This is a genomic window from Sorangium sp. So ce362, assembly GCF_051519845.1.
GTDB lineage: Bacteria > Myxococcota_A > Polyangia > Polyangiales > Polyangiaceae > Sorangium.
In genome coordinates this window covers 3548491-3570601 of the sequence record NZ_CP150332.1, presented here as the reverse complement: position 1 = coordinate 3570601, position 22111 = coordinate 3548491, and the positions used below count along the sequence as shown (strand labels likewise).

At 72.2% G+C, this 22111-nt stretch carries 13 protein-coding genes; 8 read left to right on the top strand and 5 right to left on the bottom strand.

Annotation, left to right across the window (positions count from 1 at the left end):
* Positions 1 to 123: 123 nt before the first annotated feature.
* The 4 genes from WMF17_RS14125 (at position 124) to WMF17_RS14110 (ending at position 4804) form a co-directional block, all read left to right on the top strand.
* Complete coding sequence (locus WMF17_RS14125; protein WP_437602568.1) at positions 124 to 834, top strand: RNA polymerase sigma factor; 711 nt, start codon at positions 124 to 126, stop codon at positions 832 to 834.
* Positions 827 to 2203: a FecR domain-containing protein gene (locus tag WMF17_RS14120; RefSeq protein ID WP_437602567.1), complete on the top strand. Its 1377-nt coding sequence runs from the start codon at positions 827 to 829 to the stop codon at positions 2201 to 2203. The genes WMF17_RS14125 and WMF17_RS14120 overlap by 8 nt, the downstream gene beginning before the upstream one ends.
* A gap of 43 nt (positions 2204 to 2246) precedes the next feature.
* Positions 2247 to 3371, top strand: coding sequence for a hypothetical protein (locus WMF17_RS14115; protein ID WP_437602566.1), 1125 nt, complete (start codon positions 2247 to 2249; stop codon positions 3369 to 3371).
* A 149-nt stretch (positions 3372 to 3520) separates the two neighbouring features.
* Complete coding sequence (locus WMF17_RS14110) at positions 3521 to 4804, top strand: hypothetical protein (protein ID WP_437649947.1); 1284 nt, start codon at positions 3521 to 3523, stop codon at positions 4802 to 4804.
* A gap of 244 nt (positions 4805 to 5048) precedes the next feature.
* Here WMF17_RS14110 and WMF17_RS14105 read toward each other — a convergent pair whose 3' ends face one another.
* Together WMF17_RS14105 and WMF17_RS14100 are read right to left on the bottom strand one after the other, a co-directional pair.
* Positions 5049 to 6176 (bottom strand): STAS domain-containing protein, encoded by a 1128-nt coding sequence (locus WMF17_RS14105; RefSeq protein ID WP_437602564.1) that lies wholly within the window; start codon positions 6174 to 6176, stop codon positions 5049 to 5051.
* Positions 6177 to 6391: 215 nt separating this feature from the next.
* A complete protein-coding gene (locus WMF17_RS14100; protein ID WP_437649945.1) occupies positions 6392 to 7678 on the bottom strand; it encodes an expansin EXLX1 family cellulose-binding protein in 1287 nt (428 codons plus the stop codon).
* A gap of 388 nt (positions 7679 to 8066) precedes the next feature.
* Here WMF17_RS14100 and WMF17_RS14095 point away from each other — a divergent pair, with 388 nt between their 5' ends.
* The 4 genes from WMF17_RS14095 (at position 8067) to WMF17_RS14080 (ending at position 16241) form a co-directional block, all read left to right on the top strand.
* Positions 8067 to 9536, top strand: a complete 1470-nt coding sequence (locus WMF17_RS14095; RefSeq protein ID WP_437649943.1) for a 3' terminal RNA ribose 2'-O-methyltransferase Hen1 — start codon at positions 8067 to 8069, stop codon at positions 9534 to 9536.
* The gene (locus tag WMF17_RS14090; protein WP_437649941.1) at positions 9533 to 12103 is read left to right on the top strand and encodes a polynucleotide kinase-phosphatase; all 2571 of its coding nucleotides are present in this window, start codon (positions 9533 to 9535) and stop codon (positions 12101 to 12103) included. The genes WMF17_RS14095 and WMF17_RS14090 overlap by 4 nt, the downstream gene beginning before the upstream one ends.
* 389 nt (positions 12104 to 12492) lie before the next feature.
* Complete coding sequence (locus WMF17_RS14085; RefSeq protein WP_437649939.1) at positions 12493 to 14481, top strand: S8 family peptidase; 1989 nt, start codon at positions 12493 to 12495, stop codon at positions 14479 to 14481.
* A 476-nt stretch (positions 14482 to 14957) separates the two neighbouring features.
* On the top strand, positions 14958 to 16241 hold the full coding sequence (locus WMF17_RS14080; RefSeq protein ID WP_437649937.1) for a polysaccharide deacetylase family protein: 1284 nt from the start codon (positions 14958 to 14960) through the stop codon (positions 16239 to 16241).
* A gap of 690 nt (positions 16242 to 16931) precedes the next feature.
* Here WMF17_RS14080 and WMF17_RS14075 read toward each other — a convergent pair.
* The 3 genes from WMF17_RS14075 to WMF17_RS14065 all read right to left on the bottom strand — a co-directional run bounded on the left by WMF17_RS14075 (position 16932) and on the right by WMF17_RS14065 (position 22008).
* Positions 16932 to 18317, bottom strand: a complete 1386-nt coding sequence (locus tag WMF17_RS14075; protein WP_437649935.1) for an MFS transporter — start codon at positions 18315 to 18317, stop codon at positions 16932 to 16934.
* A 383-nt stretch (positions 18318 to 18700) separates the two neighbouring features.
* Positions 18701 to 21739 carry an ATP-binding protein gene (locus WMF17_RS14070; protein WP_437649933.1) on the bottom strand — a complete coding sequence of 1013 codons (3039 nt, stop codon included), beginning with the start codon at positions 21737 to 21739 and terminating at the stop codon, positions 18701 to 18703.
* Positions 21736 to 22008: a hypothetical protein gene (locus WMF17_RS14065; RefSeq protein ID WP_437649931.1), complete on the bottom strand. Its 273-nt coding sequence runs from the start codon at positions 22006 to 22008 to the stop codon at positions 21736 to 21738. The genes WMF17_RS14070 and WMF17_RS14065 overlap by 4 nt, the downstream gene beginning before the upstream one ends.
* Positions 22009 to 22111 lie beyond the last annotated feature (103 nt).

Sequence of the window (22111 nt, the reverse complement as noted above, 5' to 3'; positions counted from 1 at the left end):
GTGGAGGTGCTGCTCCTGGCGCCCCGCGGTCGCGCCGGAGCGGCCCCGGAGGTCGCGGCGGGGCCGCTCCGTCCATGTGCCGAATCTTGAGCCGCGGAGCCCCCCCGGGGAGCACTGCTGGGCGTGATCCGAACGCGCCGCTCGACCGTCCCGCCCTTGACAGCGGTCGCGCCCTCCACGCAAAGGGGGAGCGTGCAGGCGCTGCCGCTGTCCGCGACCGACGACGTGGCGCTGGCGCGCGCCGCGGCGCAGGGACACCCGGGCGCCGCGCCGGTCGTGTGGCAGCGGTTCGCGCCCCTCGTGCGCCGGATCCTGACGCGCACCCTCGGGCCGGGCGACGAGGTCGACGATCACGTGCAGGACACGTTCCTGCGCTTCTTCCGCGTGGCGAAGGACCTGCGGGATCCGTCGCTGCTCTCGAGCTTCATCATCGGCATCGCGGTGCGCGTCGCGCGCGCCGAGCTGCGGCGCCGGCGCCTGCGCCGCTGGCTCCAGCTGTCGCCCTCGGGCGAGCTCCCGGACGTCGGCGGCGCGCAGCAGGATCCGCAGGGGCGCGCGGCGCTCACGCGGCTCTACGGCATCCTCGACCAGGTGGACGACCGGTCGCGGACGCTCTTCGTCCTGCGGTTCATCGAGGGGCTCGAGCTCACCGAGATCGCCGGCGCGCTCGGGTGCTCCCTGGCCACGACGAAGCGCCACCTCGCGCGCGCCTCTCACCGGATCCTCACCGCCGCGCAGCGCGATCCCGCGCTCTCGGCCTACCTCGCGAAGGCCCCGCAAGCGCTCGATCAGCCCGGGAGCCTCCTTGCCTGCGGAGGAGAGCACGATGAATGAAGCGGAGAAGTTGAGCCGGCTCGCCGACCTCGCGCGGGAGGGCCTCCCCGCCGACGTCGACGCGGCGCACGACGCCGCCGAGCGCGCCCGCTTCGTGGAGGCGGTGAGCCGCGGGGCCGCCCGCCGCCGCGAGGGCGACCTGGGCCGCGTCGCGTCGTGGCTGCGCTCCCTCGGGCTCTGGCCTCTGCACGCGGGGCGGGCGCGGTGGGGCCTCGCGCTCGCCGGCGCGGCGGCGCTCGCGCTCGCGCTCGTCGCGCTCTGGCCGTCGCGGCGGCTCGACTACGCGGTCGAGGGCGCGCCCGGCGCCGCGGGCGGCTACATCGCCGCGGCGGCCGAGGAGGCGCGGCTGCGCTTCACGGACGGCACCACGGTCGCGCTCTCGCCGGGCAGCGCGCTGCGCGTGGCGGAGGTCGACGCGGTCGGGGCGCGCATGCTGCTCGAGGACGGCCGGGCGTCGCTGCGCGTGACGCCGCGGCCGAAGGCGCGCTGGTCGGTCGAGGCGGGGCCGTTCGCGGTGCTGGTCACCGGCACGGCGTTCGACGTGTCGTGGACGCGCGGCGACGGCACCCTGCGCGTCGATCTGCACGAGGGGAGCGTGACCGTGCGCGGGCCGCTCGCGCTCGACGGGCTGCCGCTCCGCGCCGGACAGCGGCTCGTGGCGCGGATGCGCGAGGGCGACGTGCAGATCTCGAGCGGCGACGCGGCCAGCACGGTCGGCAGCGCGGCGGGGCCGGCGCAGCAGGGGCCGTCGTCCGCCGGGGCGGCGCTGCCCGGCGGAGAGAGGAACACCGGACCTGGCGACGAAGGCGACGCCGGGGCCGCACGGCCGGAGGGCTCGCGGGCTGAAGGGGCGCCCGCGGGCCTTCCGCCGGACGGTTCGGCGGCGGCGCCGGACGGCGCGGCGGCGGCGCCGAGCTGGGCGAAGCGCGTGGCGGCGGGGGATTTCCGGTCGGTCCTGGCCGACGCGGAGCAGCGCGGCCTGGGCGGCGTGCTCGATCACGGCCCCCTCGACGACCTTGTCGCGCTGGCGGACGCGGCGCGGTACGCGCGGCGGGGCGACGTCGCGCAGCGCGCGCTCACCGCGACGCGCAAGCGGTTCCCCGGGACGAGCCACGGGAAGGCGGCGGCCTTCCTGCTCGGGCGCATGGTCGACGACGGCGGCGCGCCGGGCGCGGCGGTGGCCTGGTACGACGCGTACCTCGCCGAGTCGCCGGGCGGCCCGTTCGCGGCCGAGGCGCTCGGCCGCAAGATGGTCGCCGTCGAGCGCACCGGCGGCCGGTCGGCGGCGCGCCCGGTGGCGGAGCTCTACCTGAAGCGCCACCCGCGCGGCGCGCACGCGCCCGTGGCGCGCGATCTCGTGAAGCCGTGACGCGTCTCCGGCCCCGCCCGCGATCTGGTAAATCCCTGGGCGAGTGCGCTCCTTTCCCCTTCTGACCTGGCTCTTGCTCGCCCCGGCGCTCGCCCCCGCGCGGGCCGAGGCGGCGCCCCCGCCGGAGGCCGCGGCGGCCGCCTCGCGGGTCGTGATCGTCGAGGCGGACGCGGACGACCCGCTGGTCCGCGAGGCGGCCACGCGGCTCCGGGCCGAGCTCGGCGCGGCGGGGTTCGAGGTGGTGCGCGTCCCGCGGGGGCGCCAGGGAGACGCGCGCGACGCGCTGGAGCGCGCCGCCCGGGACGAGGGCGCGTTCGCGGCCGCGGCGATCTTCCGCTCCCGCGCGGGCGCCACGGCGGACCTCTGGATCGTCGACCGGGTGACGCAGAAGACCGTGGTGCGCACGGTGGAGGTGTCCGGCGCGGCGGCCCCCTCGGTGATGGCCGTGCGCGCCGTCGAGCTCCTGCAGGCGAGCCTCCTGGAGGCCAACCTGCTCTCGACGCGCGCGCCGCCCGAGGGCGCGGCGGGCGGCGAGCGCGTCGCCGTCCCTGACGACGTGCGGCGGTGGATGGCGCCCGTGCGGCGGCGGGCCGGCGCGGATCCGGCGGCGGCGCGGGCCGGGATGCTCGCGGGCGTCGGCGTGGAGGCCGGGCTCGTGGCGCTCCTGAGCGCGGGCGGCATCGGGCCGGCGCTGGGGCCGGCGCTGCGGCTGTCGTACGGGACCGGCGCGGGCGGCGGCGGGGGCGCGCTGCCCGCGGGGCTCGCGGCGCGGCTGACGTTCGCGGGGCCGGCGCTGGGGCCGGCGCTGGAGGGCGCGCTCGGCGCGGTGTCGGTCCGGCAGGAGATGGCGCTGCTGGAGGCGGTGTGGGCGCTGGAGACGGGCACCGCGGTCTCGCCGGTGCTCTCGGCCGGCCTGGGCGGATTCCACCTGTTCATCAGCGGCGACCCCCTGCCCCCGCTCCGGAGCGCCACGGGCGAGGTCTGGTCGATCGCCGCGACCTTTGGCGGGGGCGCCGGGCTGCGTCTCACCGAGCGCGCGGCGCTCCTGCTGGACGCGCACGCGATCTTCGCCGAGCCCCGCGCCGTCGTGACGCTGGGCGGCGAGCGGCTCGGCACGGCGGGAAGGCCGGCGTTCGCGGGGTATCTGGGGCTGCTCGTGCGGCTCTGAGGCGAGATCGGGTCGCCCGCCGGCGGCGACATCGGAAGACGGCGTGAGGCCGTTTGCCGATATTGGAGCAGCGCCGATTCCGTTACTGTCTCGAGATCAGTCGAGGGCGCGCCCGCTGTGGGCAGGGCCTCCTGGCGCGGGAGACATCGATGAAAACGCGAACACTTTCGGCCGTTTTTCTCGCCACGCTCGCCTTTTCGACAGGGCTCCTCGGTTGCTCTGACGACGCGGAGGACGGCTCGGGAGCGAGCTCGCCGAGCACGAGCTCCGTCTCCGGGAGCGCCAGCTCGGGCGTGGGCGGCGACGGCGGCAACGGTGCCGGCGGCAGCGGCGGTGACGGCGGCAGCGGCGGTGACGGCGGCAGCGGCGGTGACGGCGGCAGCGGCGGTGACGGCGGCAGCGGCGGTGACGGCGGCAGCGGCGGTGACGGCGGTGACGGCGGCGGCAATGGGGGGCTCGGCGCTCGGTGCGAGGTGGACGCCGACTGCGGCCCGCGCGGCCTTTGCCTCTCCGAATCGGGCAACGAGTTCTTCGGCGGAGGGCCGGCGGGCGGGTACTGCACGACGTCGTGCGCAGCAGACGGCGATTGTGAGGGCGAGGGCAGCGTGTGCCTCGAAGGCATCTGTCTTCTGGGCTGCCCCCTGGGAGACCCCCCCTTCGTCAGCATCGTCGACGAGCTCGATCCGGCGAAGTGCCACGGCCGCGAGGACCTTCGCTGTGACAGCATCGGTGAGGATGTGACCGTGTGCATGCCTGGCTGCGGCTCGGACAGCCAGTGTGCCGGCCGCGTGTGCGACCCCCGGATCAACCTTTGCGTCGACGAGCCGACGGCCGGGCTCCCTGCGGGCTCAGCGTGCAAGGTCGGGGACGAGGGCACGGATCCCTGCGCGGGGTGGTGCATCCGCTTCAGCGCGTCGTTCGCCGTTTGCGCCGGGCTGTGCGCGCTCGGCGGGGACGTCGCGAACGAGGACTGCGGAGGGCAGGAGAGCGGTCTGTGCGCCTACCCGCTGACGGACGATCCCGGCATCGGCGACGCCGGTGCCTGCGCCAAGGCGTGCACGAGCCACGGCGATTGCCCGATGCCGCACGCCTCGTGCGGGTTCGTGGGGCTGGACGGCAACGGCTTTTGCTTCTTCGGACCGACGGCTTGCCCGCGGGGCCAGAGGCAATGCACGGAAGAAGGCGAGGTCTGCACGGTGACGCCTCAAGGCCGGCTGTGCCTCGACGAAAGATACCCGCTGAGCAATTCAGGCACGGGCGGCGCGGGCGGCACCAGTGGTGCGGGCGGTATCGGCGGCGCGGGCGGTACGGGCGGTATCGGCGGCGCGGGCGGTACGGGCGGTATCGGCGGCGCGGGCGGTACGGGCGGTATCGGCGGCGCGGGCGGTGCGGGCGGTATCGGCGGCGCGGGCGGTGCGGGCGGCGCCGGCTGACCGGTAGCTCTCCATCAGACCGCCTCCCCATCACGGATCCGGTGCTCCTGGGGCGGTTCCACCGCCCTCCCCAGGGGGTTCTCGGTCCTCGCCGAGCGGTTCCACCGCCTTCCCCAGGGTGTTCTCGGTCCTCGCCGAGCGGTTCCACCGCCTTCCCCAGGGTGTTCTCGGTCCTCGCCGAGCGGTTCCACCGCCTTCCCCAGGGTGTTCTCGGTCCTCGCCGAGCGGTTCCACCGCCCCAGGCTTACCTGCCGCCGCTCCCCCCAGCGGTCGCGCCGGCCAGCGACCGGATGCACATCCGCAGCCCCTCGCGGAGGTTCCGCTGCGTGGCGACGGCGGACATGTCGAGGCCGAGCGACGTCATCAGCACCGCCACAGCGGGGCGCACGCCGGTGATGACCCCCTTGGCGCCGAGCAGCCCGACCGCGCGCACGATCCGGATCACATGGTCGGCGGTCGCCTCATCGATGCCGTCGACGCCGGTCATGTCGAGGATCGCATAGCGGGCGCCCGTCCGGACGATCGCGTCGAGCAGCTCCTCCGTGATCACCCCGGCCCTCACGCCGTCGAGCGTGCCGATCAAGGGGACCGTCAGCACGCCGTCCCACACCTGGAGGATCGGGGTGGCGAGCGCGCGCAGCTCGCGCTGCTGCCGCTCGATCAACGACAGCTTCTCGCGGAGCTCCTGCTCGGTCTTCTGGAGCTCCTCGGCGATGCGGACCCGCTCCTCGACCTCGCGTTTCAGCTTGTGCAGCGCGATGGCCAGATCCGTCTTCGTCGCCAGCTCCTCGTCGAGCAGGCGCTGCAGCCGCTCCTCCAGGGTGATCGTCGCGCGGCGCACCGTGAACTCGTCGTGGAGATCGCCCCGCGCGGCGAACGACGTTTGCTCGACCTCGCACTCCTGCCCGAACAGCCTCGTGCAGAATCCCGCAAGCTTGCCCGCCATCATGCTGCTCCCCCAGCAGACATCCAGCTCCTTCTGGTAGAGCGCCTCCCACCCGTTCACCACGCGAAAGCGCGCCTCCTTCCGCTCCCGGTCCACCGAGACCGCCTGCCACCGGCCCCAGCCCGCGGTGGCCGCCCCGATGCCGAGCGCCCTGAAGCCCTCCTCGAATGTCGGGTAGCCGGAGAGGAACGTCCAGTCGTCCTCGATGCTGAGCCGCCCCCCGCTCTCCACGGCGAGGTTGAAGCGCTCGGTCCCCGCCATCCGCTGGAAGCCGGACATCAGCCCGAGCACGCTGCTCGGCACGAACATGGACACCGAGGGAACACCGGCCCAGGTACACTGGCCGCTGTCGACATCCCATTCGATCGGCATTCCCCCGACGTCGACGCGGATCTTCTCGCCCGAAAGCTGAGAGCTTGTGCTCATAAATCCTCCGAGTCCACGAGCTCGCGTGCCCGTCTGCCGGAGTGTACCGGCTCAGCCCGCCACGCGTCGCCCCCGACGGGCACGCCGCGACTGGCACCGATCCGGCCAAGACGTCAATCTGGGATTCGCGCAGGCGCGCACGTCCGTGACAGCCCCTCGGGGGTGAGGCCGGAGCAGCGGTGGCGAGGGCTGGAGCGGACCGGAGAGCGGCCGGCTCACTCGCACGTCGAGAACTGGGAGGACGCTGTCTGCTCGGCCGTGCTGACCTGGACCGTTGTCTCGATCGTCTCGCCGAAGACGTCGGTCACGCGCACGCGCCACGGCCCTGGCGTCATGTTGCCGTTGCCGACGCGCCAGTAATTGTAGTACTGCCGCGTGGCCTCCCTCCACGTCCCGCCGAGCTGGACCTCGACCCGCTCGATCGGGTTGCGATGGCCCTGCACGCGGAACTCGTTCCACCAGCTGTTCTGCTCCTTGAGCGAGATGGAGAGGTTCCCCTCGACCGGGCACGGGACGTACTTCCAGGAGATCTTGCCCCTCGCCCCGCCGTTACCGGTCCCGAGATAGCCCTCCTCGGTCGACCCGATCTGCTGAAAGGCCTCCTTGCTCAGATCGATGTGCCCGGCCGTGCACTTCGGGTTGCTGCCGATCGGGCACTGATCGACGACCGTCGCCACGACCTTCCGCCCGTCGTCGCGGCTCACCTCCACGCACGCTCCGCACGCGGCCGCGGTGTCGTAGTCGGCCGTGTTCATGGCCGCGAAATACCGGCCTCCGCCGGTCGCCACGTGCGCAATCCGGTCCGGGCTGCGCCCGAGGACCGGGAAGCTGCAGTTCACCGCGCCCGAGCCCTGGCTGAGCGTGTACCACGTCGCCGATCCGTCGCCGTCCTCGTAGCTCGGGAGCGGGATCGAGCAGGTGCCGCCGCCGTCGGAGCTGTCGCCGGCGCCGGTCGTCGCGCCCCCACCGCTCCCCCCTGCCCCGCCCGCGCCCGAGCCGCCGGCGCCGGTCGTGGCCCCCGAGCCGGTCGTCTGACCCGAGCCCGTCGTCTGACCCGAGCCGGTCGCGCCGGTCTGGGTCATGGACACCATCACCGGTCGGTAGTCGCCCCCGGTCGCGTTCCCGCAGAACCCGAAGCTGGTCAAGCCGCCCACCGGGATCGGCGCGTTACCGGAAGGCGGGGTCACCGTCAGGATCGAGCCGCTCCGGCTCGACTGGCCCCCCCACAGGCTGGTCACCGAGGACTGCTTGAGATCGATCACGACGGTCCACGACGTCACCGGCGTGATCCCCTCGTTCACGACGTTCACGTTCACGCAGTAGCCGCTGCCCCAGTCGGACGACCTCGTCAGCGCCGCGACCCCGAGCCCGTCGGTCGTCACCACGGCGCTGGTGAGGTCCCCCGCGACCTCCTCCTCGCCCGGCACCTCGGCGGTGCACGCGGCGGCGAAGAGGCCAAAGAAAGATAGCGCGACAGCAGATCCATAAGCCAAAGATCGCATCCTGAGTCTCCACGTCATCGGCGCGCCGAGAGAGCGCGACCGGCAGCATCTTCATGAATGCAAACTCATGAGCTCGCCATCGCTCGAACACGCAGAAAAATCATTTTGGCAGACAAGCACTCTGGAATGATCTCCCCCGAGCGAAGAAGGCCGCTGTTTCATCGAACATTTCACCTCTGGCAAAGCACCTGCACAGGCGTCGATTCCCCACATCGCGCCCCACGAGCGCCCACATCACCACCGTCTCCTCCGCGAGCACTCGACTTCAGCCAACCGAGCTGGGGAGATCCCCTGTCTGCCGCGCCCGGGCGCGGCGCGCGCTGCGCGGCGAGCGCCGCGCGACCGCGATTGTCGCGAGTTGCCCCGCTCACGTAGACTGCGGCCCCCGATGCTCCTCACGCTCACCACCACGCACAGGCCGGCGACCGATCTCGGCTACCTGCTCGTCAAGAACCCGGCGCACACGCAGTCGTTCGCGCTCTCGTTCGGCAAGGCGCACGTGTTCTATCCGGAGGCGACCGAGGACCGGTGCACCGCGGCGCTCCTGCTCGACGTCGACCCCGTGGACCTCGTGCGCGGGCGCGGCGCGGGCGAGCCGGGCACGCTCGCGCAGTACGTCAACGACCGGCCCTATGTCGGCTCGTCGTTCCTCTCGGTGGCGATCGCGCAGGTCTTCGGCTCGGCGCTCGGCGGCAAGTGCCGCGACCGCCCGGAGCTCGCCGACGTGCCGCTCCCCCTCTCCGCCACCCTCTCGGCGCTGCCGTGCCGCGGCGGCGAGGCGCTGCTCCGGCGGCTCTTCGAGCCGCTCGGCTACGAGGTCGCGGCCGAGCGCCTCCCGCTCGACGAGACGTTCCCGGAGTGGGGCCAGAGCGCCTACCTGCGCGTCTCGCTCGCGAGGACGTGCCGGCTCCGGGAGCTGCTCGCGCACCTCTACGTGCTCGTGCCCGTGCTCGACGACAAGAAGCACTACTACGTGGGCGACGCCGAGGTCGACAACCTCCTCGCCAAGGGCGAGGGCTGGCTCGCGGAGCACCCCGAGCGCGAGGCGATCGCGCTCCGCTACCTCAAGCATAGCCGGCCGCTCTTCCGCGCTGCGCTCGCCCGGCTCGTGGCCGACGAGGCGGCGAGCCCCGAGGAGGCCGAGGACGAGAAGGCCGCGCCCGAGGACAGGGCCGAGGCGCGGATGAGCCTCGACGAGGAGCGGCGCGCGGCCGTCGTCGCGGCGCTCCGCCGGGCCGAGGCGAGGAGCGTGCTCGACCTCGGCTGCGGCGAGGGCAAGCTGCTGAAGCGGCTCGTCGACGAGCGCGTCTTCGAGCGCGTCGCCGGCGCCGACGTCTCGATGCGCAGCCTCGAGATCGCCAGGAACCGGCTCCGCCTCGACGACCTCCCCGACAAGCAGAAGCGGCGGATCCAGCTCTTCCAGGCGTCGGTCACGTACCGCGACGCGCGCTTCTCGGGCCACGACGCCGTGACCCTCGTCGAGGTCATCGAGCACGTGGACCTCTCGCGCCTCGGCGCGCTCACCCGCGCCGTCTTCGAGCACGCGCGGCCGCGCGTCGTCGTCGTGACCACGCCGAACGCCGAGTACAACGTGCGGTTCGAGGGGCTGCCGCCCGGCGCGCTCCGCCACGGCGACCACCGCTTCGAGTGGACGCGCGCCGAGTTTCACACCTTCTGCGCGGAGGTCGCGGCGGCGCACGGCTACGCCGTCGAGCACCTGCCCATCGGCCCGATGGATCCGTCGCTCGGCGCGCCGACGCAGATGGCGATCTTCACGCGCGCGGCCGGCGAGGGCGGCGCCGGCGGCGCGGACGACACGGGCGGCGCCGCGGCACCGACGGCGGAGGTGGCGTCGTGAGCGAGCCGAAGCCCCTCGTCGTCCCCTCGCTCTCGCTGGTCGTGCTCGTCGGCGCGTCCGGCTCCGGCAAGAGCACGTTCGCGAGGGCGCACTTCAAGCCGACCGAGATCCTCTCGTCCGACCACTACCGCGGCGTCGTGTCCGACGACGAGAACGACCAGGCCGCCAGCGCGGACGCGTTCGAGGTCCTGCGCTTCATCGCGGGCAAGCGGCTCGCGGCCGGGCGGCTCGCCGTCGTCGACGCGACAAACGTGCAGCCCGACGCGCGCAGGCCGCTCGTGGCGCTCGCGCGCGAGCACCACGTGCTGCCGGTCGCCATCGTGCTCGACCTGCCCGAGAAGCTCTGCCGCGCGCGCAACGCCGGCCGCCCGGACCGGCAGTTCGGCCCGCACGTGGTGCGGGGCCAGAGCCGCGAGCTCCGCCGCTCGCTCCGGGAGCTCCGGCGCGAGGGCTTCCGCTACGTGCACGTGCTCTCCTCGCCCGAGGAGGTCGCGGCGGCCACGATCGAGCGGCAGCGCCTGTGGACCGATCGCCGCGACGATCACGGGCCGTTCGACATCATCGGCGACGTCCACGGCTGCTTCGACGAGCTCGTCGAGCTGCTCGAGGCGCTCGGCTACCGCCTGGAGGGGCTGCCGGACGCGCCGCGCGCGTCGCACCCCGAGGGCCGGCGCGCGCTCTTCCTCGGCGACCTCGTGGACCGCGGGCCGCGCTCGCCCGACGTGCTGCGCCTCGCGATGGGCATGGTCGAGGCGGGCGCGGCGATCTGCGTGCCCGGCAACCACGACGTGAAGCTGCTCAAGAAGCTGCGGGGCCGCGACGTGCGGGCGACCCACGGCCTCGAGCTGACGCTCGCGCAGCTCGAGGTGGAGACGGACGAGTTCAAGGCGAAGGCGGCGGACTTCATCGACGGGCTCGTCAGCCACTACGTGCTCGACGACGGCAACCTCGCGGTCGCGCACGCGGGGGTCAAGGAGGCGTTCCAGGGCCGCGGCTCGGGGGCGGTGCGCGAGTTCTGCCTGTACGGCGAGACCACCGGCGAGACCGACGAGTACGGCCTCCCGGTGCGGTACAACTGGGCCTCGGAGTACCGCGGCAAGGCGATGGTGGTCTACGGCCACACGCCGACGACCGTGGCCGAGTGGGAGAACCGCACCATCTGCATCGACACCGGGTGCGTGTTCGGCGGCGCGCTCACGGCGCTCCGCTACCCGGAGCGCGAGCTCGTCGAGGTCAAGGCGCGCCGCGTGTACTACGAGCCGCAGAAGCCGCTCGCGCCGCGCGGGGGCGGCGACCCGAGGGCCGAGTCGCGCGGGCAGGCCGGCGATGGGCTCGACATCGACGACGTGAGGGGCCGGCGCGCGATCCGGACGCGGGTGCACGGCATGGTGACGATCCGCGAGGAGAACGCCGCGGCGGCGCTCGAGGCGATGAGCCGCTTCGCCGTGGATCCGCGGTGGCTCATCTACCTGCCGCCGACCATGTCGCCGAGCGAGACCGCGAAGGACGGGGGCCTGCTCGAGCACCCGCGCGAGGCGTTCGCGTACTTCCGGCAGAACGGCGTGGGCCGCGTCGTGTGCGAGGAGAAGCACATGGGGTCGCGCGCGGTGCTCGTCGTGTGCCGCGACGAGGCCGCGCGGCAGCGGCGGTTCCGCGTCGACGAGGGGCCGCTCGGCGTGTGCGTCACGCGCACGGGCAGGCCGTTCTTCCCGGACGAGGCGCGGAGCCGGGAGCTCATCGACCGGGTGCGCGCGGCGATGGACCGGGCGGACCTCTGGACCGAGCTCCGCACCGACTGGGTCTGCCTCGACGCGGAGCTCCTCCCCTGGTCCGCGAAGGCGCAGGACCTCTTGCGCGGGCAGTACGCCGCCGTGGGCGCGTCGGGCCGCGCGTCGCTCGGCGCCGCGGTCCGGGCGCTCTCGATGGCGGCCGCGCGCGACGAGAGCGCGCGACCCTTGCTCGAGCGCCACGCGGCCCGCGAGGCGGCGATGGACGGGTACGTGGCGGCCTACCGGCGCTACTGCTGGCCGGTGCGGTCGCTCGCCGATCTCCGGCTCGCCCCGTTTCACCTGCTCGCGAGCGAGGGCGCGGTGCACGCCTCGCGGGATCACGGCTTCCACCTGCGGCAGCTCGGACGGCTCTGCGAGGTCGATCCGGGGTTCTTCGTGCCGACCCCGCACCGCGTCGTCGACCTCTCGGACCCGCAGAGCGAGGCGCAGGGGGTGGCCTTCTGGACCGAGCGGGTCGAGCGCGGCGGCGAGGGGATGGTGGTCAAGTCGTGGGAGTGGGTGGTCCGCGGCCCGCGCGGGCTCGTCCAGCCGGCGATCAAGTGCCGTGGGCCGGAGTACCTGCGCATCATCTACGGCCCGGAGTACCTGATGCCGCCGCACCTCGCGCGGCTGCGGAGCCGCAGCGTCTCCTCGAAGCGCGCGCTCGCGCTCCGGGAGTACGCGCTCGGCCTGGAGGCGCTCCACCGCTTCGTGGAGGGCGAGCCGCTCTATCGCGTGCACGAGTGCGTGTTCGGCGTGCTCGCGCTGGAGAGCGAGCCCATCGATCCTCGGCTGTGACCGAGGGCGAGAGAGGGAGTGAGCCGATTCGGCGCTCTACCTTGCTCCTCCACATCGAAAGAGCAGTGCAGATCACGTCACCGAAGGGGCCTCCTTCACTCCACACTCCGCAGGGACACCGACCGCTCAACACCTCAGCATGACGTTCGCATTGCCGGTGAACGCGCTGAGAGGCTCAGCCGATTCCGTACCGGTCGTGCCGCCTTGGACAACGAAGAAAACCCGTTGCACGAGGAGGAAGGGGTGGGATGATGAACCGGCATCATGGGGGTCGAAGCCTGTCATCGCGGTGATGACACAACCGAGATGCCCTGGATGAACATCATTCCTTGAACTGAACGAGGCTTGTCGTCCGCGACCGCGAATCAAGCCGCCCAAGGGGGATTACAATGAAGCTCGGGGGGATCTCTGCGTGTGCTCTCTCGATGGCACTGATAGGGTGCATGGTTGAGCCCAGCGGTGAAGAGGAGGCGACGGATCTGCAGCAGACCGCGCAGGGGCTGGGCCAGCTCAAGCGCGACGTGATGTCTGGACCGGGCGCGAAGCTTGGGCCTCACCTTCTCGCGCTTCAACGAGCCGCGGCGGCGCGTCCGCATTCCAGTGAGATCGCGTTCGACAGTAAGTTCCCGGAGCTCCGCGTGCGGGACGGCTATGTTTACATCAGCGCGTATGGTGACGACGGCGTGGCGCTCGCGGCGCAGCTCGTCGGCCAGGGCATGCTGGACGCGAAGGTCCATGGCCAGTCCGTGTCGGGCCGCGCCCCGATCTCGGGCCTTGACGCCATCGCTGCGACGAGCGGCCTGAGGTTCATTAGGCCCACGATGGCGATGACGAGCGCAGGTCGGGTCACGACGCAAGGTGATCGCTCGTTGCGGAGCGACGTCGCGCGCGAGCGGTTCGGGGTCGACGGCCGAGGCGTCCGCGTCGGTGTGCTGTCTGACAGCTTCGACTGTGCGCGTGGGCCGCTCGTACCCGGGCAGATGTTCACCGACGCCGCTCTAGACATCGCCCGCGGCGACCTGCCTTCGGATATCCACGTCCTGGAGGATCTGGAGGACGCCGAATGCATCGATGAAGGCCGCGCCATGATGCAGATCATTCACGACGTCGCGCCGGGAGCGAGCCTGTCCTTTCACACGGCGGCCATCAGCGAGGAGGACTTCGCCGCCGGGATCGTGGAGCTCGCCGAGGACGGCGCGAAGGTCATCGTCGACGATATCATTTATTTCGCCGAGCCGATGTTCGAGGACGGGTTGGTCGCCGACGCGGTGGACGAGGTGGTCAAACATGGCGTGGCGTATTTCTCAGCCGCTGGCAACCTGGCACGCCAGTCCTATGAGTCGAGGTTCCGCGACTCTGGCCGATTCGGTCTGCTCGGCGGGCAGCGCCACGACTTCGATCCGGGCGCGGGCGTCGACGACCTGCAGCGCGTCTCGGCCGGCGCGGGCTCGACCACGCTGATGGCGTTCAACTGGGATCAACCCTCGATCTCGGCCAACGGCAGGCGCGGCTCTCAGAGCGACATGGACCTGATCTTCTATCACAGGAACGGCGAGCCCGTGGAGGGGTGCACCCTGGACGTCTCGCAGGTCGTCTGCCAGATCCCAGGCGTCGCCGACAACCTCGGCGGGGATGCGGTCGAGGTCGCCGTGCTCATCAACGACTCTGACGAGGATCTGGACTTCCAGATCGGTCTCGAGCTGTCCGCGGGCCCGGCGCCGAGGCTCATGAAATACGTGTGGTTCGAGCTCAATGGCACTTTCAGCGTCGAGGAGTTCGACACTCAGAGCGCCACGACGTACGGTCATGCGAACGCAGCTGGCGCCGAGGCGGTCGGCGCGGCGGCGTGGTTCCAGACGGAGGAGTGGGGCAGCCCGCTCGAACCGGCGTGCCGGCCCGCATGCCTGAACTCCTTCTCCTCAGCGGGCGGCACGCCGGTCTTGTTCGACGATCACGGCAGGCGCCTGCCGGTACCCCAGGTACGGCTGAAGCCCGGCGTGACCGGACCGGACGGCGGAAACACGACGTTCTTCTTCTCCACGCTCGCAACGGAGATCCCCGGCAGCACCGAGCCCGACGGGTTCCCGAACTTCTTCGGCACTTCGGCGTCTGCACCGCACGTCGCGGCCGTGGCCGCCCTGATGCTCGACGCACACGCGCGCGACATCGCGGCCGGCACGAACTTCATCGGTTCGGAGCGCCTCCCACCGTTCCTGGTTTATTCGGTGCTGAGGCTCACCGCGGACGACATGCGGCTGCGGAACCTCGGAGGCGACATCGGTCCCACGCCGGTCGCCGGAGCCCCCGGCTTCGACTTCGACACCGGCTTCGGCTTCGTGGACGCGGTGCGCGCGTTGCGGGTGATCTCGAGCTTCTAACGACGGCCGGGATCGACGCTCGGGCCAGGATTCGCGGTTGCGCGGCGGCGCTGGCGCAGCTGGCGCTCTCCTCGGCGTCCCGGCGATCGCGCCGCCGCGAGCTATGATGTCCGCCGCACACCCCGCATCGGCGGACGGACGGCTGACGAGGCTCGCCCCCCGTCCGACCTGGCGGCGGCTGCCGCGCACCGAACGGCAGTACCTGCGCCGCAGCGCCTCTTGACCTCGAGCGCCGACAATGCGACAACAACGGCACGACGAACGAGGTAGCGAGACCGAGCACGGCGCTGCACAAGATGCCGACGCGAAGCTCGGGACGCTCCCGCAATCGCCGTGTCGTTGGAAAAAAGTCGACGGCGCGCTCCGTCGACGCGGCCCTCGCTCCCTCCTGCCACCTGCAAGCGGTTCATGCGCTGCGTCGATCCGTATGCGCCATGATCATCCGAGCGCCTTGCGGGAATCTTTGCGGTTAAACTATGCTGAAACGATCGCAATTTCGCCATCTCAGAAATTTTACTGCATCATCGTCACCAGTGCTCGGTGCGATGCTGTTGTTAGGCGCGCTGCACTGCACCGGCTGCGGCGATGACGGTGGGGGTGGGGGTGACGGAGGCGCCGGCGGCAGCGGCGGCCAGCCGGCGACGAGCGGCAGCGGCACGACGGGAGGCGCCACAACCGGCGATCCCGGCAGCACGACCTCGGCGTCGACCGGAGGCACCGGCGGCGCGAGCACGAGCACCGGCGCCGATACCAGCACCAGCACCGGCACCGGCGGCGACGGCGCAACGGGCGGCGGAGGATCGGACGGTGGAGGATCGGGCGGTGGAACGCCGGTCGATTCCGGCCTTCCGACGCCCCCCGGCCCCGACAACGTGGCAAAGCCGTCCGGCGCGGTCGGCGGGTTCAAGGTCATCGACTGGGCCGGCTTCGCGGGCGCCGTGTCGTACAGCTTCGACGACTCGAACTCGAGCCAGATCCGGAACTACGACGCGCTGAACGCGCTCGACGTGCCGTTCACCTTCTACCTCCAGACCGGCAAGAGCGAATCGAACGATCCGGTGTGGAAAAAGGCGCTGATGGACGGGCACGAGCTCGGCAACCACACGCAGCGGCACATGGACCAGGACAACGGCGGCGCCGATACGGACGCCGCGACGAAATTCATCAAGGACACGTTCGGCATCACGCCGTACACGATGGCGGCTCCGAACGGCTCGTCGGTGTACACGAACATCGCCAAGACGCGCTTCCTCATCAACCGCGGCGTGTCCAACGCTCTGATCGCCCCGAACGACTCGACCGATCCGTTCACGCTTCCCAGCTACATTCCGCCGGCCAACGCCTCCGCGTCGACGATGGACCAGCAGGTTACGAGCGCGCGGTCGGAAAAGAAGTGGCGCACCTTCTGTATCCACGGCTTCACCGGCGGCAGCGACGGCGCCTATAACGCCATCCCGCTCGCGGGCCTCATCGAGCACGTCCAGCACACAAAGGCTCATGGCGACGTGTGGATTGACAGCATTGTCAACGTCGGCGCCTACTGGCTCGGCCAGAAGGCGATCAAGCCCAACGCCGGCACTCAGTCCGGCACCGACACGACCTGGACGTGGCAGCTGCCCGACCACTTCCCGCCGGGCAAGTACGTGCGCGTGACGGTCACCGGCGGCACGCTCAAGCAGAACGGCGTCCCGCTCAGCTGGAATCCGCACGGCTACTACGAAATGGCGCTCGACCCGAAGTCCGTCACGCTGTCGCCGTGACGCTGGCGTGGCGCTTCGCCCTCGACATCCTCGAATCGTCTTGATGTCCCTTTCCTGACGCGCGCTCGCTCGCGGGACGTGGTCCTGCCGCGGGCGCGCGCCGAGGCGCCGGTCTTCAGCGACGCGGCGCGCACCTCAATGCCATCATTCGACGTCTGGCCGTCCGGGGTCGGACATCTGGCCGTCCGGGGTCGGACATCTGGCCGTCCGGGGTCAGACGTCTGACTGCCCGCGCTCGGCAGCGAAGATCTGGATGGAACCGCCCTGCCGGCGCGTCTCAGGGCACCTGCATCTCGAACGCCACCGCGTAGTTCACGAGAGGACACAGAGTTTCTTTGTCCTCTCCTCTCTGTGTCCTCTGTGCCTCTGTGGTTCAACTTCTTCTACACCACGGAACCAGGGACGGACTCAGGTGACGAGGTACCGGCGACGCGGCAAGACGGAGGGGAGTCGTGGAGCGAACCCGAGACGGGCGCCCTGCGGGTTCGAGAAATCCATGTTCTCGACACGCGGGTTCGCGAGCGCGCATGGCGCGCGGATGGGCATCGAGCGCGCTGCGACGCGATGCCGCTGATCTCGGCGGGCGCATTGCGGTCCCGCGGGAGCGCGGTCCGCTTCGGTCATCTCGGGGCTAGGCGGAGGCGACGGCGCGCGGCGGCGCGCCGTCCGGCGAGGCGTCGCGTCCTGGCGTCAGGACTCGCGCGCCTGATCGAGCTCGTCCCAGATGCGGACGTCGCTCCGCTCCTTCAGGTAGATCCCACCGACGACCACCGTGATGAGCGCCACCGTGATCGGGTAGAGGAGGCCCGCGTAGATGTTGCCGGTCGCGACCGTCACCGAGGAGGCGATGAGCGGCAGCATCCCGCCGAACACGCCGTTGCCGATGTGGTACGGGATCGAGAGCGACGTGTAGCGTACCTTCGCGGGGAAGGCCTCGACGAGGTAGGCCGCGATCGGGCCGTAGACCATCGTGACGAAGATCACGAGCACGAACACGAGCGCGGTGAGGATGACCGGGCTGTCGGCGTTCTGCTTCATCAACCAGAACACCGGGAAGAACCCGATCGCGCCGAACAGGTTGCCCGCGAGCATGATCTTCTTCCGGCCGATGCGGTCCGAGAGCGCGCCGAAGAACACGAAGAACGGCATGCCGAGGGCGAGCGCGGCGGCGATCACGACCGTGGCCGTGATGAACGGGACCTTCAGCGTGTTCTGCAGGAAGTAGAGCGCGTAGAACTGCCCCGTGTACCAGACCACGCCCTGGCCGGCCGTGGCGCCGAAGAGGGCAATCAGGATGACCTTCCAGTTGCGCTTGTTGCCGAGGCTGTCCTTGATGGGGGCGGACGACGTCTTCCCCTCCGCCTTGAGCTTGGCGAAGATCGGCGACTCCTTGAGACGGACACGCACGTAGAAGGACACGCCGACGAGGAGGACCGACAGGAGGAACGGGACGCGCCAGCCCCATTCCTTGAAGGCCTCCTCGCCGAGGAGCAGGCGGGTCCCGAGGATCACCGCCAGCGAGACGAACAGGCCGAGGGTCGCCGTGATCTGGATGAACGAGGTGTAGAAGCCGCGCTTCTCGTCGGGCGCGTGCTCGGCGACGTACACCGCCGCGCCGCCGTACTCGCCGCCGAGCGCGAGCCCCTGCACGAGCCGGATCAGGACGAGCGCGATCGGAGCGAGCATCCCGATGCTGTCGTACGTCGGCAAGAAGCCGATGAGCGACGTCGCGCCGCCCATGAGCAGCAAGGTCACGAGGAACGCATACTTCCGACCGACGATATCGCCGATGCGCCCGAACACGAGCGCGCCGAAGGGACGGACCACGAAGCCTGTGGCGAACGTGCCCAGCGTCAGCAGGAAGCCCGCTGTCGGGTTGTCCTTCGGGAAAAAGTGGGTGGAGATGATCGCGGCGAGGCTCCCGAAGATGTAGAAGTCGTACCACTCGATCATTGTGCCGCCGGCGGACGCGAAGATGACCTTCCAGAGCGTGCGGCTGTCGACGACCTCACGCGCGCCCTTGCTGGCGCTGCTCGTGGGGTTCACGGCGAGGATTTCGGGAGACGTCTGTGCCATGGGAGCGGTTCCTCGAAGGAGTTCCAGCGCTTGTCGGGAGGGCTGAAGTCGGGCCTAGAGCCGGCGTCGAGCCGTGGAGAGAGAGCCACGGTGTCGTTCATGGCCTCTCGTCCCCCGCGCGCGACGGCGTTGACGGCGTGCCCGTCGCGCGCGGAGGACGAGAGGCCGGGCAGCGCACGGCAACGCGTGGTGCGATGCCATGTCACCCCGCTTTTCCGTCTCCAGCTCTCCAGGATCCGAATATCACGCAAAGAGCCGAGAGAATACCCGTTCCGTCACCGGCCAATCACGTAGGCCGGTTCGTGCGATGACGCTCCGTTACGATCGGTAACACCCAGCAGCGCTCCAGGTGCCCCTCTCGTCGTCGGCGCGCAGGCACGGGCTCATGGCGCCGCCTCGGGCCCGCGCCGCGCCCCGGTCGCGCCCGCGAGCGGGAGCCGCACGACGACCGTCGTCCCCTGCCCCACCGCGCTCCGCAGCGTGAGGGTGCCGCCGTGATCCTGGACGATCGAGCGCGAGAGCGGCAGGCCGAGGCCCGTGCCGCTCGGATCGCGCTTCGTCGTAACGAACGGCTCGAGCACCGCGGCGAGGAGCTCCTCGGGGATGCCGCTGCCGTGGTCCTCGACCTCGACGACGATCTCGCCGGCCTCGAGCCGCCCCCGGACGGCGATGGTCGCGCCGGCCCCGGAGGCGTCGCGGGCGTTCGCGAGCAGGTTGACGAAGACCTGCACGAGCTCGCGCCGATCCCCGATGACGACGAGCGACTCCGGGCAGGCCTGCTCCACGAGGACGTGCGGCGCCGCGCGGTCGAGCCGGAGCAGCCGCTCGGCCTCGGCGACCACCTGGGCGAGCGACACGCGCCCGACCCGCGCGCGCGGGCTCTCGCCGGGCGACGGCACGGCGCCGGTGCGGCTGTGCTCGAGCAGCGTTCGCAGGATGGCCTCGATGCGCGCCGCCTCGCCGAGGATGAGGCCCGCCCGCGCGCGGATCTCGTCGCTGTCGGCCTCGGCCCGGAGGTTCTGCGCGAGGCAGGCGATGCCCGTGAGCGGGTTGCCGACCTCGTGGGCCACGCCCGCGGCGAGGCGGCCGATCTGGGCGAGGCGATCCCGGTGGGCGAGCTGCGCCTCGAGCGCGCGCCGCTCGGTGCGATCTTCGACGAGGAAGACCACGCCCCCGGAGGCGGCGCGCGCGTCGAGCGGGTCGAGCGCGGCGCGGTGCACGCGCAGCGAGCGCGCGCGCCCGGCCACGTGCGCCTCGATCTCCTCGGCGCCCGCGCCGGCCTCGCCGGCGGACGCCGCGCGCGCGGCGCGGGCGAACAGCTCCGCGAACGGGGCCGGCAGCCGGTCGAGCGGCGCCCCGACGAGGTCGCGCTCCTCGACGCCGACGAGCGCCTCGAGGCGCCGGTTGACGAGGCTGATCGCGCCGTCGGAGCCCACGGCGCAGACCCCGAGCGGCAGCTGCGCGAGGACCGAGCGGAGCCACCGCCGCAGGAGGTCGAGCTCCCGCGCCGCGCCGACGAGCCGCGTCTCCCCGCGCGCGAGCCGGCGCTCGAGCCACCGGAGCTCCTCGGTGAGCGCGCCGCTCACGGTCCCACGCGGCGCCGCCGCGGGGGCGTGCGCCTCCTCCTCCTCCGCGGCCGTCCTCGCGAGCACCGGGCCGACCAGCGGGGACAGGTTGCGGTGCAGGCGCTCCTGCAGCGCGTGGAGCTCGGTGGGGCGCGTCTCGTCGCGCGGGATGTCGAGCTCGATCCGGGCGCGCGTGACCTCGATGCCCGCCGCCTCGCGGCCGAGCAGCCGGGCGAGCCGCTCCTCCAGCGCGCCGACGCTCGTGGCCACGGTCGCGCGCTCCACCGACGGGCCGATCTCGCGCCGCCTGCACAGGCGCGCCGCCTCGCGCTCCGCCTTGGCCGGCGGGCGCAGGAGCGAGACGAGCCCGAGCGTCGCGCCGTTGACGGCGAGCGACACGAACGTCGGCAGCGACCAGGTGTCCGGGGACGCCGCGCGCGCGGCGCGGCCTCCGTGGTCCGCGCCCTCGCGCAGGAGATCGACCCACGCCGGATCGAGCCCTGGCATGCCGGGCAGGAGCGGCGCGAGGCACATGGCCGTCCAGATCCCGATGCCGGCGAGGAGCCCGGCGATGAACCCCGCGCGCGTCGCGCGCTCCCAGAAGAGCACGGCGAAGAGCCCTGGCAGGAGCTGCGCGAAGGCGATGAACGACACGATGCCGCTCTCGACGAGCAGCCCGCGGTGCGGTTGCGCGCGGTGGAAGAGCCACCCGCCGACGAGGATGGCGGTCAGGAGCCCGCGCCGCATCCACAGGACGCGCGCGTAGACGTTGCGGCGCAGCGTCCTGCGGGCGAGCGGCAGGAGCAGGTGCGTCGCGCTGTCGTTCGCGAGGGCGACGGCGGTGACCATGACCATGGCGCTCGCCGCGGAGATGCCGCCGATGAAGGCGGCGAGCGCGAGCCAGGGCAGGTCGAGCAGCTGGGGCACGAGCAGCACGTAGCTGTCGGCGGGCTCGGTCGGGGCGATGCGGGTCCCCGCCCAGAGGATGGGCAGCACGGGCAGGTTGAGCGCGAGCAGGAACAGCGGGAAGGCCCAGGCCGCCTTCGCGAGCGCCCGGTCCCCGGCGACGCTGGCGAAGGCCAGGTGCCATTGCCGCGGCAGGAGGAAGGCCGCGGCGAAGCTGATGACGAGCATCGAGGTCCAGCCGCTGTCCTCGCGCACGGGGCGGGCGAGCGCCTCGACCTCGGTGGCGTGATCGCCGAGCCAGCCCGCGAGGCCGCTCAGCCCGCCGAACGCCCCGAGCACGGCGATGAGGCCCACGGCCGCGAGCACGGCGAGCTTCGCCGCCGACTCGAAGGCGACCGCCGCCGCGAGGCCGTCCTCGCGCCCCTGCTCGGCGGACGGGCGGGCGCCGAAGAACGCCGTGAAGAGGGCGAGCAGCACGCAGAAGACGGCGCCCACGGCCTCCTCGTGCCCCGGCCCGGACAAGACGCGGACCGACTGCTCGGTCGCGCGGAACTGCTGCGCGACGTAGGGGACGCTGGCGACGAGGGAGAACGCGGCGACGAGCGCCCCGGCGGCGGGGCTCTGGAAGCGGAACGCGAGCAGGTCGGCGAGCGAGGAGAGGCGCTGCTCGCGCGTGATGTGGAGGACGCGCGACCAGAGGAGCGGCGTGGCCACGCACGCGAGCGTCGGGCCCAGGTAGACGGCGAGGAAGACGAGCCCGTGGCGCTGCGCGAAGCCGACGCCGCCGTAGTAGGTCCACGACGAGGCGTAGACGCCGAGCGAGAGGGCGAGGACGAGCGGGTGCCGCGCGAGCGCGCGGGGGATGCGCTCGCGCTGCGCGGCGAGCGCGATGGCGGCGAGCACGGCCAGCCAGGCCACCGTGGCGAACAGGAGGACGCCGATGTCGATCACGGCGGCGGCTCCCGCTCGCCGCGGGCGCCGTCGCCGCGGCCGGCGTCGCCGCGGGCGCCGTCGCCGCGGCCGGCGTCGCCGCGGTCGGCGCGCGTCGCGAGCCAGGCGAGCGCGATCAGCGCGATCCACACCGCGAAGACGGCCGCCACCGCGAGCGGGCCGCGCGCCCAGAGCAGGCGCGCCGGCGACACGAGGAGGAACGCGCCCAGCAGCACGAGCACGAGCGCGCGATCCGCCGCCCCGGCCTCCGCGTCGTGTCCTCCGCGCATGGGCAAGAGGCTACCCAGGGCCGGGTCGCGCTGTCATGCGAACTCGGAGGCGGCGAAATAGGTGGAAAATCTCAATGATTTTCGTTGGTTCCAGCTAACATGG